Origin of the sequence: Actinomycetospora corticicola (assembly GCF_013409505.1) — a bacterium.
Classification (GTDB): Bacteria; Actinomycetota; Actinomycetes; order Mycobacteriales; family Pseudonocardiaceae; genus Actinomycetospora; species Actinomycetospora corticicola.
Window position 1 is genome coordinate 4,202,986 of the sequence record NZ_JACCBN010000001.1, and the last position, 12,497, is coordinate 4,215,482.

13 protein-coding genes are annotated in these 12,497 nt (G+C 73.6%); 4 read left to right on the plus strand and 9 right to left on the minus strand.

Translation table 11 applies throughout. The annotated features are described in order from the left end of the window. The first annotated feature begins 78 nt into the window (after positions 1 to 78). A complete protein-coding gene (locus tag BJ983_RS20495; protein WP_179795505.1) occupies positions 79 to 603 on the plus strand; it encodes a hypothetical protein in 525 nt (174 codons plus the stop codon). A gap of 134 nt (positions 604 to 737) precedes the next feature. Here BJ983_RS20495 and BJ983_RS32450 read toward each other — a convergent pair whose 3' ends face one another. The 3 genes from BJ983_RS32450 to BJ983_RS20510 are packed head-to-tail and all read right to left on the minus strand — an operon-like array spanning position 738 to position 2,929. Continuing rightward, a complete protein-coding gene (locus BJ983_RS32450; protein ID WP_179795506.1) occupies positions 738 to 1,067 on the minus strand; it encodes a TraR/DksA C4-type zinc finger protein in 330 nt (109 codons plus the stop codon). Next, positions 1,064 to 2,011 carry a diacylglycerol kinase family protein gene (locus tag BJ983_RS20505; RefSeq protein WP_179795507.1) on the minus strand — a complete coding sequence of 316 codons (948 nt, stop codon included), beginning with the start codon at positions 2,009 to 2,011 and terminating at the stop codon, positions 1,064 to 1,066. The genes BJ983_RS32450 and BJ983_RS20505 overlap by 4 nt, the downstream gene beginning before the upstream one ends. 51 nt (positions 2,012 to 2,062) lie before the next feature. Continuing rightward, complete coding sequence (locus BJ983_RS20510; RefSeq protein ID WP_179795508.1) at positions 2,063 to 2,929, minus strand: NAD(P)H-binding protein; 867 nt, start codon at positions 2,927 to 2,929, stop codon at positions 2,063 to 2,065. Positions 2,930 to 3,048: 119 nt separating this feature from the next. On the opposite strand from BJ983_RS20510, the gene BJ983_RS20515 reads away from it, so the two are divergent. Further along, on the plus strand, positions 3,049 to 3,420 hold the full coding sequence (locus BJ983_RS20515) for a winged helix-turn-helix transcriptional regulator (protein WP_179798064.1): 372 nt from the start codon (positions 3,049 to 3,051) through the stop codon (positions 3,418 to 3,420). On the opposite strand, the gene BJ983_RS20520 is transcribed toward BJ983_RS20515, so the two are convergent. From BJ983_RS20520 to BJ983_RS20540, 5 genes are all read right to left on the minus strand, one after another. Then, entirely contained in the window at positions 3,387 to 4,607 is a 1,221-nt protein-coding gene (locus tag BJ983_RS20520) for a glycoside hydrolase family 88 protein (protein ID WP_179795509.1), read from the minus strand. The genes BJ983_RS20515 and BJ983_RS20520 overlap by 34 nt on opposite strands. Before the next feature lie 135 nt (positions 4,608 to 4,742). Further along, the gene (locus BJ983_RS20525; protein WP_179795510.1) at positions 4,743 to 6,689 is read right to left on the minus strand and encodes a primary-amine oxidase; all 1,947 of its coding nucleotides are present in this window, start codon (positions 6,687 to 6,689) and stop codon (positions 4,743 to 4,745) included. Beyond that, positions 6,686 to 8,245 (minus strand): APC family permease, encoded by a 1,560-nt coding sequence (locus BJ983_RS20530; protein WP_179795511.1) that lies wholly within the window; start codon positions 8,243 to 8,245, stop codon positions 6,686 to 6,688. The genes BJ983_RS20525 and BJ983_RS20530 overlap by 4 nt, the downstream gene beginning before the upstream one ends. A 159-nt stretch (positions 8,246 to 8,404) precedes the next feature. Then, positions 8,405 to 8,716, minus strand: coding sequence for a DUF4326 domain-containing protein (locus BJ983_RS20535; protein ID WP_179795512.1), 312 nt, complete (start codon positions 8,714 to 8,716; stop codon positions 8,405 to 8,407). Continuing rightward, positions 8,695 to 9,903, minus strand: coding sequence for a cysteine desulfurase-like protein (locus BJ983_RS20540; protein WP_179795513.1), 1,209 nt, complete (start codon positions 9,901 to 9,903; stop codon positions 8,695 to 8,697). The genes BJ983_RS20535 and BJ983_RS20540 overlap by 22 nt, the downstream gene beginning before the upstream one ends. A 281-nt stretch (positions 9,904 to 10,184) precedes the next feature. On the opposite strand from BJ983_RS20540, the gene BJ983_RS20545 reads away from it, so the two are divergent. Together BJ983_RS20545 and BJ983_RS20550 are read left to right on the plus strand one after the other, a co-directional pair. Then, the gene (locus BJ983_RS20545; RefSeq protein WP_179795514.1) at positions 10,185 to 10,355 is read left to right on the plus strand and encodes a hypothetical protein; all 171 of its coding nucleotides are present in this window, start codon (positions 10,185 to 10,187) and stop codon (positions 10,353 to 10,355) included. A gap of 53 nt (positions 10,356 to 10,408) precedes the next feature. Further along, positions 10,409 to 11,614 (plus strand): MFS transporter, encoded by a 1,206-nt coding sequence (locus BJ983_RS20550; RefSeq protein ID WP_179798066.1) that lies wholly within the window; start codon positions 10,409 to 10,411, stop codon positions 11,612 to 11,614. A 6-nt stretch (positions 11,615 to 11,620) separates the two neighbouring features. On the opposite strand, the gene BJ983_RS20555 is transcribed toward BJ983_RS20550, so the two are convergent. Further along, positions 11,621 to 12,265 carry a hypothetical protein gene (locus tag BJ983_RS20555; protein WP_179795515.1) on the minus strand — a complete coding sequence of 215 codons (645 nt, stop codon included), beginning with the start codon at positions 12,263 to 12,265 and terminating at the stop codon, positions 11,621 to 11,623. Between the last annotated feature and the right edge of the window lie 232 nt (positions 12,266 to 12,497).

A 12,497-nucleotide genomic window follows, 5' to 3' on the forward strand; every position in this document is an offset into this window, starting at 1 on the left:
ACGTCACTGCCGGCACTGGACGCCAGGAACGCCACACCGTCGCGGCCCGCGCTCCCTGCCCGCGGCAGACTCGTCGTCGTGACCCCCGACGAGGCCGCCGCCGTGCTCTCCGCCGCTCCGGGCGACCTCGACGGGACGGTCGCCGACCTCCCCGGCGCGCCCGGGCTCCACGCCTGGTGGACGGTCGAGCCGCTCGGTCTCGGCGGCGTGGTGCACGACGGCCGGACCCTGCTCGACGTCGGCGCCGCGCGCATGCTGCGCAACCGCATCCGTCGACAGGACCTCTACCGCACCGGGGTGTCGCGCCTGCGCCGCGTGCTGGCCGGACTGCAGCTCGACGAGCTGGCGCTCGCCCCGACGTGGGCGGCCGAGGTGGTGCTGCCGAAGGCCGACGAGGAGCGGCTCTCCGCCTGGATGCGCGAGCGGCTGCTGCTGACGGTCCTTCCCGACGACGGGGCGGCGGACCTGCTCGGGCCCGTCGCGGTCCGGCTCGGGGAGACCGCTCTGGCGTCGGAGGCGGCGGCCGGAGCGGAGGAGCGGTTCGTCGCCGCGGCCGGCGCGAAGCCGGTGCGGCCCGTCGGCGAGGTGTTCCGCCGCCCCTGACGGTGTGGCGTTCCTGGCGTCCGGCGCCGGCAGTGACGCACGGCCGGCATCCGGGACGGTGGCCCGGGACCGGCGACGACGTGGCGATCCTGCCACTGGATGACAGCAATGACGCTCCGCTGCCACGGGGGCACTCAGGCGTGCCGCACGCACCGCCGCGCGGCGGGCCGGGCCTCGAGCCGTTCGCCGGGGATCTCGCGCCCGCACACCTCGCAGATCCCGTAGGTGCCCGCGTCGAGCCGGGCGAACGCGGCGTCGATCTCGGCCAGGTCCGTGCGGGCGCGCGCGAGGAGGGCCTGGGCCTGCGCACGGTCGTAGGCGATCGTCTGGCCCTCGGGATCGTGTTCGTCGTCGCCGGAGCTCGACGACGCCGTCTCGACGATGTTCGCGATCTGCGCCTCGAGCGCCGCGATGCGGGCGCGGGTCTCGTCGCGGGCGACGCCGAGGTCGTCGGCGGCGCTCACCGGACGGTCGCCAGCGCCCCGGGGACGAGCTCGATCGTCACCGAGGTGTCCTCGGGCACCGTGATGACCTCGCCGTCGAGCTGCAGCGGCAGCTCCTCGATGCTGCGGAACCGCAGGTGGCGGGCGCTCGGCTGCCAGCCCAGCCCCTTCCAGGCGGCCCGGATGCCGGTGAACAGCAGCCGGAGGCGGCCGCGGTGCGGGATCGAGACGATCTCGAAGCGGCCGTCGGCCGGGTCGCCGTCGGAGAGACGCGCGTACTTCGCCATCTCCGAGAGGTTGGCGACGATGAGGCTGTCGTAGCTCCGCCGACCGAGGTAGTCGCCCACCCCCACCCCGTCGCGCGACTCGCCCTCGAACGCCTCGAGCTCGATCTCGAACGGCCGGAACCGGAGGAACTCGCGCCCGGTCGTGATGAGCTCGCGGATCGTGCCCTTGCCGTGCTTCTCGATCGCGAGCGCGACGACCGGGGTGATGCCGAGCCCGATGTAGGAGTGGGCGTAACGCACGTGGCCACCGATCGTCAGCCGGAGCACGTCGAGGTACTCCACCTCGCGCCCGGCGATCGCCTCGGCCAGCGGCCGACGCCGGGTGACCCGCCGGTGGTCGTTCGCGTTGCCCGCCGAGGTGACGGCGACGACCGTGCCGGTCATGTGCCCGTCCCCGCCGGCCATGGCGCCGTCGACGACCTCGTTGTAGCCACCGTCGCCGGACACCGACACCACGAGCGGCTTGTAGGTGCGCGCCGCGCTCTCCGCGATGCGGCGCGCGTGCCCGGCGTACTCGGTCGGCACGAGCTCGACGTCGAGGTCGGGCGCGCGCTCGCGCAGCTCCCGCGCGAGCGTCTGCGCCTTGCCCTCGCCGCCGCCGGTGCTGTGCGGGTTGTAGACGAGCAGCACGTGACGGTACGGGGAGTCGTCCGGGGCTGACCCGGCCGCAGCGGACACGAACCGGACAGTACCGCCGCGCCCCACGACACGACCGGACGAACGACCTGGTCAGGGGGTGACGAGGGCCGCCCGGACGGCCTGCTCCACCACCTGCGTCCACGGCTGCGCCGGACGGCCCAACAGGCGGGCGAGGTCGTCGCCGGGGGCCGCGAGCAGCCCGGCCGCGGCCCCGCGGTCGCTGTCGGCGAGGACGGCCGCGAACCCCTCGGGCAGACCGGCACCCACCAGGGCGGCGGTGTAGTCCTCGACGGACAGGTCCGTGTAGGTCACCGGGCGGCCCGCGGCCTGCCCGATCCCGGCGGCCAGCTCGGCCCGTGTGAAGCCCGGGGCACCGAGCTCGAACACGTCGCCGGCCGTCGCGCCGCCGGTCAGCGCCGCGACGGCCGCCGCGGCGAAGTCGGCCCGCGTGGCGGCGTCGAAACGGCCGTCACCGGAGGCCCCGACCATGCCGTGCTCGATCGTCACCGGGAGCGCGCCGAGGAAGTTCTCGACGTACCAGCCGTTGCGCAGCAGCACGGCCGGCAGCCCGGCTTCGGCGAGGAACCGTTCGGTCCCGGCGTGCTCGGCGGCGAGGACCAGGTCCGAGGTCTGCGCGTACAGGATGCTCGTGTAGGCCACCAGCTCGAGCGTCCCGACCGCGGACAGTGCGTCGACGACGGCGCGGTGCTGCTCGAGGCGCGCCCCCGCGTCGCTGCCGGAGACGAACAGGACGCGGGTGGCCCCGGCGAACGCCTCGGCGAGCGACGCCGGGTCGGTGTAGTCCGCCCGACGGACGTCCACGCCTCGCGCGGCGAGGTCGTCGAGCGTCCCGACGCGCCGTCCGGTCGCCCGGACCTGCTCCGCGGGCACGCGCTCGAGCAGGGACTCGACGGCGAGACGACCCAGGGCCCCGGTGGCTCCGGTGATCACGTACACGGCTTCTCCTTCACGACGACGGGTGCGGCTGCCCGGGCCAACCCCACCTGCGGTCCGACACTTCCCGATAGAGAGTGAGCACCTTGAAGTGGCGTAGGTACCTGGTGGATAGTGAGCAGGTGCAGGCCGACCTCTTCGACGCGAAGTGCCCGAGCCGTCAGGTGCTGGACCGGATCGGCGACCGGTGGAGCGTCCTCGTCGTGAGCACGCTCGCGGAGGGCACGCTGCGCCACGGCGAGATCGCCGGCCGCATCGGCGGCATCACGCCGAAGATGCTCACGCAGACGCTGCGGGGGCTCGAACGCGACGGCCTGGCGCGGCGCACGGTGTACGCCGAGGTGCCGCCGCGCGTGGAGTACGCGCTCACCGACCTCGGCCGCGACCTCGTCGGGCTCGTCCGGCAGCTCACGCGGTGGGCCGAGGTCCACATCCCCGACGTCGAGGCGGCGCGGGCGGACTACGACGCGCGCCCGACCGCCTCGAGGAAGTAGTAGTCGGCGTAGACCATCCCGACGTCGACCTCGCTGTCCTGCGGCTTCCCGCCCACCGCGTGCGCGAGCAGGGCGGGCCCGGCCGGCGCGACGTCGCGGCCGGCCAGCTCGTCGAGGGTCTCCAGCGCGACCTGCCGGTAGCGCGCGTCGCCGGTCTGCTGCGCGAGGTCGAGCAACCCGGACGCGGCGACGGCGGCCGCACTGGTGTCGCGCTCCTCGCCGGGTCGCGAGAAGTCCCACGGCGGGACGCGGGCGCCGGGCGCGGTGTGGGCGAGCCACCAGTCGGCGGCCTTCCGCGCGGCGGCCAGCAGCTCCGGGTTCCCGGCCGCGCGGGCCTGCGCGGCGAACCCGTGGATCGCCCAGCCCTGCCCGCGGCTCCAGGTCGAGTCCGGGGCGGCGCCCTGCCAGGTATCGCGCTTCACCAGCTGTCCCGACGCCGGGTCGAAGACGGCCACGTGCGCGATGCTCCCGTCGGGACGCATGTTCGTCGTCGACGCCGTGAGCGCGTGCCGGGTGGCGAGGTCCTTCCAGCGCGGGTCACCGCCCGGCAGCGCCGCCGCCCGGTCCAGCAGCGGCAGGTTCATCACCGTGTCGATGATGACCGGGAAGCGCCACGACCCCCGTTTGTCGTCGTCGCCCTCGGTGTCCCAGCTCTTGATCGCCCCCACCGTCGGGGAGTACCGCGTGGCGAGCGACCGGGCGGCGGTGACGACCTGCTCGGCCCCCTGCCCGGTCGCGTCGAGCTCCGCGCCGAAGCTGTCGTCCACGACGAAGCCGAGGTCGTGGGTGTCGGTGCGCGTCACCTGGCCGGCGATCGGGGCGGTCCAGCGCTGCGCGCGGGCGGTCCACGCCGGGTCGCCGGTGAGCCGCCCCGCGAGCCAGAGCTCGCCGGGGAAGAAGCCGGAGGTCCAGTCGTCGACGGGCTTCGTCGTCCACGTGGCCTCCCCGCCCTCGACCGAGCGCGGGTAGCCGGCCACCGGGTCCAGCCGGTCGGCGCTCGCCGCGAGCCGTTCCCACGCCGTCGGCAGCACGCGGGTCACGGACGACGGGAGGCCATCGGTGCTGCTCGGAGCGGCCGTGGACCCGGGAGCAGCCACCGGGGCCGACGACGGGACCGGCACCGACCCGGCGTCGGGAACGGACCCGCAGCCGACCAGCAGCACCCCGGCGAGAACCACTCCTGCCACACCCGTCACACGCCCAGCGTGCCCGCCCCCGGCCCCCATGACGCGGGACCGTAACCCGAACGGGGAGGTGCGCTCCGCGCCTGTGAGTACTTTTCCGTGCCTGGGCACGGAGAAGTACTCACAGGCCGAAGGCACCTAGTGGCAGGGCTCCCCGTGGGCGTCGGACGCCGGGAGGTCCAGCGCCGGGTTGCCGTCGAAGAACCCGGACGGCCGGAGCATGAAGCCGATCGTCGACACCGGCATCACCGGCCAGTCCTCCGGTCGCACCACGTGGTGGGCGCCGAAGGTGTACCAGACGACGACGTCGGAGCCCTCGAGCGGACGGTCGCCGTCGAGGTAGTACGGCAGGCCCGTCCCCACCGGCGCCTGGAGCGGGTAGTCGCCCGCGGCGAAGCGCTGGGCCGGGTCGTTCGCGGTGACCCAGAGCGTGTGCTCGGTGAACCCGGACCGCGGCGCGAAGACGGCCTCCGGCGAGTACATCGGCGGCACCGTCGAGCCCGGCAAGAGCGCGTAGGCGGTGGGCGCCCCCGTCGGGCCGGTCTCCGTGGCGCTCTCGATCTTCCAGAACCGGGCCCGCTCGGGCGCGGTGTCCCGGGCGCCACCGGCCTCCGAGATGATCGGCGTCCGGGTGGTGACCCAGGCGTTGCCGTGCGGGTTCGCGGGCCCGGGCGGCGAGGGCATCGAGTCGATCTCGGTGACCGTGTTGGCCGCGCCGTCCACCGTCATGTCGAGGCGCACGCAGAAGAAGTGCTGGTGGTGCGGGCCGTAGAGGCCGGGGGCGACCAGCGTGCCGTGCCCGGGCACGTCGCCGACCGGGATCGAGCCGGTGGAGATCACGCCGGAGAGCTTGACCTCGTACTCGATCATGCCGTCGTTGTAGAGGTACCAGAAGTAGCCGTACTCGTAGTTCCCGACCGTGACGATCGAGGAGATGACGAGGCGCCGTCGGCGGCGGACCTCGACCTTCTCGGTGCGGAAGTCGGTGTGCTTCCACGCGATCCCGGTGTCCTCCTCGTGCATGCAGATCGCGTTCGGGATGACGACGGCCTCGCCGTCCTGGTCGTTGACGACGCCGTCGAAGTACCGGATGTGCCCGACGCAGTCGCAGCCCAGGGTCAGCGGGTTCGCGAGCCAGCCGACGCCGTACTCGCCCTGGTCGAACACGTTCTTGAAGCGATGGGTGGGCGCCGGGTCGCCGTAGGGCACGTACATCTCGGCGAGCGAGGCGCGGTGCAGGATCGGGCGCCGGGTGCCGCGGTCGTCGTAGGAGACGTCGTGCAGGACGAGGCCCTCGCGCGGGGTGAACCCGATCCGCAGGTGCCACTTCTGCCAGGAGACGGCGTGCCCGTCGACGGTGAAGCTCGGCCCCTCGGGCTGCGTGATCTCGATCGGCTTCACGTCGTCGCGGATGGTCTCGACCCGCGGGACGTTCGCCGGGTCGTGGATCCACGGCTGCTCGTAGTTGGCGGGCTGCGGGGGCAGGTCGACGACGCCGTGGTCCTCCACGTCCACGACCTCGCGGAGATCGAGGTCCACGGTGACGATCAGGCCGTCGACCGGGCGGGCGTAGCCGTGCTCCCCGGGCGCGGACCGCATCCAGGTCAGCGGGCGGACGATGCGCCGGGCCGACGGGTCGTCCTCGGGCCCGGTCCACGACGAGGCCCACGGGTCGATCATCGCCAGGTCGAACTGCTCGATCCCGCGCCGCCGCATCGCCTCCTGCCAGCGCGGGTCGGCGCGGACGATGTCCTCGGTCGCGAAGAACTCCTCCGCCATGATCGGCGCCTGCACGCCGGGGCGGGGGCGCCAGTCGACGACCGTGCGGTCGCTCAGCGAGACGACGGCCTCGTACAGCGTCCTCTCGGCCCGCTCGTAGAGCACGATCTCGGCCTCGCGGGGCAGCGGCTGCCCGGACGCCAGGGCGGCCTTCGACGGCTCGTGGAGGTGGACGAACACGAAGCGGGCCGTGGGACCGAGGCCCCGGGCCTCCTTGAGGATCGCCGCCGCCGCGGTGACCTCGTCGGCGGTCAGCGGCTCGAGCGGGTGGGTGACGGACACCTGGGGTTCGTCCAGCGCGGTCATCGGGCGACCTCCTGCGGGCTGTCGAGCTGCGGGCTGTCGAGCTCGGGATCGGTGAGGGTGAAATGTCCGAGTCCCGCGTACACGGCGGGCCTCCGCGCGCGCAAGACCAGCGCGATGACGACGCCGACCACGAAGATGGCGACCGGCACGTACGGCAGCACGGTGATGAAGGGGACGCCCTCCGCGGCGGCGAGCTCGGCCCGGTTCGAGACGAGCAGGTAGCACGCGCCGACCATGGCCGCGCACCCCACGACGGGCGCGATGAGCGTCGTCAGGACGTTGAAGCCGTCGCGACCCGTCGTCAGGAAGTAGCGGACGATCGCGACGCAGACCAGCGCCTGGACGGCGAGGATGCCGAGCACGCCGAGCAGGGGCGACCAGGTGCCGAGCTTGGTCAGCGCGGCCTCGGTCGAGGGGTCGTAGAGCGTGAAGCCGAGCATGTAGAGCGCGACGATCGCCGTCGTCGTCATGGCCGCGACGCCGGGCCCGTGGTGCTTCGAGGTGCGCGCGAGCACCCGGGGCAGGACGCCCTCGCGGCCGAGCGCGAACAGGTAGCGCGCCGAGGTGTTGTAGAACGCCATGGCGCACGCGAACGAGCTGGTGACCGCCAGGATCTCGATGATCACGGTCAGCCATCCGCCGACGAAGCGGTCCGAGAGCGGGTAGAAGGCCGACGCGTACGTGCCGTTCAGCTGGTCGGACACCGCCTGGACGCTGCCGGTGAGCCCCCAGCCGGTGACGAAGGCGTAGGAGACGAACATGTAGAAGATCCCGAGCCCGATCACCGACCCGTAGGTCGCGATGGTCGCGATCCGGTGCGGGTCGCGGGACTCCTCGGCGTAGTTCGGCGCCATCTCGAAGCCGACCCAGGACCAGAAGGCCGCGAACAGGGCGATGCCGGCCGCCGTCGTCCCGAAGATCTGCAGTGCGCCGGCGTTGCCGAACACCTGTGTGGGGTCGAACGGCGCGGCCGAAAAGCCCTCGGCGCCACCGGCCACGAAGATCGCCAGCGAGAGGACGATCAGGGCGAGCACCTCGGCGACGAGCATGACCCCGAGGACCTTCGCGGTGAGTTCGATGTGGAACCAGGCGAGCAGGCTCATCACCGCGAGGCCCACGGCCATGTAGAGCCAGGCCGGCAGCGCGAGCCCGGTGAAGGTCTCGACGGTCGAGGCGGCGAAGTAGCCCATGACCCCGATGACGGCGCCGACGAAGATCATGTAGCAGAGCGCGATGAGCAGCCCGGAGCCGACGCCCACCACGCGGCCGAGCCCCCGGCTGACGAACGTGTAGAAGCCCCCCGCGCTCGTCACCCGCTTCGACATCGCGATGTAGCCGACGGAGAAGATCGTCAGGGCGATCGTCGCGATCCCGAAGGCGGCCGGCGCGGCCCAGCCGCCGCCGTTCACCGCGACCGGGACGTTGAAGAGCATCGCCGTCAGCGGGGCGGCCCCGGTGACGATGCAGAAGAGGACCGAGGGCAGGCCGAGCGCGTTGTCGGCGAGGCGGCCGTGCGAGACCTCGGGTGGCGCCGTAGGCGGGGCGGTGGCGGTCATCGGATTCCTTCGGGCCGGGGCGGGGGCCCGTCCACTCTCAGAAGGTCATGTGTCCTCCAGGTGACCGCCAGGTCAAGCCGCACGACGCTGACCAGCGCGAACAGGACGATCCGGACCCGTCATGACGGCGGGTGTCCGTGCGGTCGCGCTGCGGTACGGCTACGGATCTCCGCCGGCCGCGACACGCAGCAGCACGTCGGCGTGGCAGGCCTCCTCCAGGCCGCACCAGCAGGCGAGGTCGTGACCCGCGAGCTCCTCGCGTGCCCGCTCGACGAGCTCCGGGTGCTCGACGAGCCAGCGGCGGTACAGCGCGATCATCAGGTCGCGGTCGAGCGTGACGCGCTCGCCGCCCACCTCGACGGTCTCGCCGAGCTTGAACGGGTTCCCCCACGACGACGGCCGCGCGACCGTGATCGCGCCATCGGGCTTGCGCCACCCCTTCGCGCGTCTCAGCTGGATGCGGTCCGGCACACCTGCTCCAGCCCGTCGAGAAGTCGGTCGACGTCGTGGTCGTCCGAGTAGGGCGCGAGCCCGATCCGCAGTCCGCCCGCGTCGCCGAGGCCGAGCCGGTGCGACGGCCCGACCGCGTAGAACGATCCGCTCGGTGCGAACACGTCGCGCTCGGCGAGGAGGGCCGACGCCCGCGCGTCGCCGCCGGGGACCCGCACGAGCAGGGTCGGCGTCCGGTGCCGGGCACGGCTGAGCACCTCGACGCCGAGGTCCGCGAGCCCCTCCTCGATCCGCCGCCGCAGCCGGTCCTCGTGCGCCTCGACCGCGGCCATCCCGAGGACGAGCCGTTCCCGCCGGCTCCCGTCCGTCCCGCCGAGCGACGCCAGCACGTCGACCGCAGCGGTGGTGCCCGCGAGCAGCTCGTAGGGCAGCGTGCCGAGCTCGAACCGTTCCGGCACGGCGTCGGTCGAGGGCAGCAGCTTGTCCGGGTGCAGCGTCTCCAGGAAGGCCGGGTCGGCCGCGAGGACGCCGCAGTGCGGGCCGAGGAACTTGTAGGGCGAGCACAGGAAAATGTCCGCGCCGAGGGCCGCGACGTCGATCGACGCGTGGGCGGTGAGGTGCACGCCGTCGACCACGAACAGCGCGCCGCGTGCGTGGACCGCCGCCGCGGTCCCGACGAGGTCCGGCCGGGTGCCGACGAGGTTCGACGCCCCGGTGACGGCGACCAGCCGCGTGCGGTCCGACAGGACCGTCGCGACGTCGTCGAGCTCGCACGTCGCCGGGTCGAGGTCCAGCCACCGCACGGTCGCCCCGGCGCGTTCCGCCGCGATCACCCAGGGGCGGACGTTCGCGTCGTGGTCGAGCCGGGTCACCACCACCTCGTCCCCAGGACCCCAGCCGGTCGCGAGCGTGCGGGCGAGCGCCATGGTGAGCTCGGTCATCGAGCGGCCGAACACGATCCCGCCCGGGTCGGCGGCGAGCAGGTCCGCCATCGCCTGCCGTGCGGCGAGCACGACGAGCTCGGCGTTCCGGGCCGCCGCATAGGTCGTGCCGCGGTTCGCGATCGGCATCGTCAGCGTGTCCGCCACCGCCCGCGCGACCTCGACCGGGACCTGCGACCCGCCGGGCCCGTCGAAGTGCGCGAAGCCCGCGTCGAGCGCCGGGAACCGGGCACGCAGGGCGGCGACGTCGTAGGTGGGCTCCGGCACCCGCCCATCCTCGCGCGCCGACCCCGGTCGGGCGAGACGTCACGTGTCGGTCTCAGGCGACCCCGTCGGCCCCGACCGGTGAGGTCCCGCCGGGCGAGTCACGACGCGGCCGGGGATACGACCGATCGGGGAGACGGATACGCCGACCGAAGGATTCCCGGGGCCGATTCATCCGATCCGGGGCCTCCAGGGTTTCGGGGTAACGAAAGCGGACCATTCCGCGGATACACGTGCGACGACCGGCGCGACGGGCGCGCCGGACGGGAAACGGGGTGGACGAGATGGACGAGCGACTCGTGCGACACGACGTCACGGCCACGCAGCGTGCCCTGGCCTCCGTCCCCTCCGAGACCGAGCGCCCCCTCCCGCGCTGGCGTGAGGCCGTCGGCGCCGCGGTGCTGCTGTCGGTCATCGACACGGTGCGCGCGCAGGAGTCCGCAGCCAGCGCGTAGGCCTGATCAATAGCGGGAACAACTTCCTCCGTCCGACCCGACGGAGGTCCGCCATCAGTACGACGTCCGAGACCGGCACGCGCCGCGGCCTGCGAGGCCCGGCCGCCGCCGTCGTCGTCGCCCTCGCCTTCCTGGTCACCATGCTCGGCGCGACGCTGCCGACGCCGCTCTACCCGCTCTACGAGCGCGAGCTGGGGTTCGGCCAGATCGTCGTGACGCTGATCTTCGCCGCCTACGCGGTCGGCGTGGCGGCGGCCCTGATCTTCTTCGGCCGGCTCTCCGACCAGCTCGGACGCCGCGCGGTGCTGCTGCCCGGTCTCGCGCTCGCCGCCGTGTCGAGCGCGGTGTTCCTCGTCCCGGACAGCCTCACGGCGCTGTTCGTCGGCCGTGTCCTCTCCGGGCTGTCGGCCGGCATCTTCACCGCGACCGCCACCGCCACGCTCGTCGACCTCGCCCCCGAGGGACGGCAGGCCCGCTACAGCCTGGTCGCGGCCTGCGTGAACATGCTCGGCCTCGGGCTGGGCCCCGTGCTGGCGGGCGCCCTGGCCCAGTTCGCGCCGCTGCCCCTGTTCCTGCCCTACGCCGTGCACATCGTGCTGGTGCTGCTCGTGGCGATCGGGGCCTACCTCGTCGCCGAGCCCCTCGACACGACCGGCCGGTCGGTGTCGTTCGCCCCGCAGAAGCTCGGCGTCCCGGCCGAGGTCCGCGGCGTGTTCGTCGGCGCGGCCATCGCCGGGTTCGCGGGCTTCGCCGTGCTCGGACTCTTCACCGCCGTCTCCCCGGCGTTCCTCACCCAGGTGCTGCGGATCGAGAACCACTTCGTCAGCGGCCTCGTGGTGTTCACGCTGCTCGGCTTCTCCACGCTCGGCCAGATCGCCTCGTCCCGGCTCGCGCTGCGCCCGGCCCTGCTGACCGGGTGCGTCGGCCTCGTGATCGGCATCCTCGTGGTGGGCCTGTCCGTCGCGGTCGCGTCGCTGTGGGTGCTGCTCGCGGGCGCGGCGGTCGCGGGCGTCGGCCAGGGGATGTCGTTCCGGGCGGGGCTCGGGGCGGTCAACGCCGGCAGCCCGCCGGAGCGGCGCAGCGAGGTCGCGTCGAGCTTCTTCCTCGTCCTCTACGTGGCGATCTCGCTGCCCGTGATCGGTGAGGGCATCCTGTCCTCGGCCATCGGGCTGGTGACGGCGGCCGTCGTCTTCTCCGTCGTCGTCGCCGTCCTCGCCGCGATCGCCTTCGTGAGCCTGCTGCGCGTGCGGATGTCCTGAGCCGGGTCAGGCCGCCGCGAGCACGCGCCGTCCCGTCGGGCCGTCACACAGGACCCGCCCCCGGAGCTCGGCCGGGACCCGTCGTCCGGACAGCACCAACAGCAACGCCACCGCGTCCGCCTCGAGGGTCTCGGGGGCGCCCGCGCCCGTCGTCGGGAGGACGCGGTCGACGACCCGGCGGTCGGTCCGCACCACCACCCGCAGGCTCGACGCCCGCGGCTCCGGCACGTGCGCGAGCAGCCGCGGGATCATCCCGACGACGAGCCGGCACGCCTCGGCGGCCGCGGGTCCGGCCTCGTCGCGGTCCAGGTCGCGGCCGAGGGCCGCCAGCAGGTCGTGGGTGTGCAGGCACATGTCCAGGCACTGGGCGGCCAGCTCCTCCCCGCGCGGCGCCGCGTGGACCAGCTGCCGACCGGCCCGGGCGTGGGCGGTGACGAGCGCCGCCCGGAGGCGGTCCGGCCCGGCGTAGTGGACGCCGCCGAGGTGGGTGACCAGGTCCGCCACGACCGTGCCGCCGGTGTCGAGGACGGCGGCCGCTCGGGCCCGGTCGGTCCGGGCGAGCGGCCGGTTCCAGTCCGGCGCCGCGAGGGCCTCCACCGTGTCCTCGGTGGTGTCCCAGAGGTCGAGCAACGCCCGCGTCGCGTCGTCCATGGTCGGTCCCCTGCTCGTCGACGAATGTCCACGGTAGGTGACCCAGGACACACCCGGCAACGACCGTCCGGCGATCGCAGGCGTCGGGCGGAGCCGCTCCGGGCATTCCGATCGGGCTCGGGAAGGAATGGTCCTCCCCCGTGGAAAGTGCGGCAACAATGGTCGGAATCCTCGTTCTCGTCCTGATCGTCTGGCTCGTGCTCGCCATTCTCGGATTCGTCATCAAGGGCTT

What these genes read in the sequence shown, in the direction of transcription:
- BJ983_RS20530 (WP_179795511.1), bottom strand. Translation starts at nt 8,245, where the DNA reads ATGACCGCCACCGCCCCGCCTACGGCGCCACCCGAGGTCTCGCACGGC.
- BJ983_RS20525 (WP_179795510.1), bottom strand. Translation starts at nt 6,689, where the DNA reads ATGACCGCGCTGGACGAACCCCAGGTGTCCGTCACCCACCCGCTCGAG.
- BJ983_RS20555 (WP_179795515.1), bottom strand. Translation starts at nt 12,265, where the DNA reads ATGGACGACGCGACGCGGGCGTTGCTCGACCTCTGGGACACCACCGAG.
- BJ983_RS20545 (WP_179795514.1), top strand. Translation starts at nt 10,185, where the DNA reads ATGGACGAGCGACTCGTGCGACACGACGTCACGGCCACGCAGCGTGCC.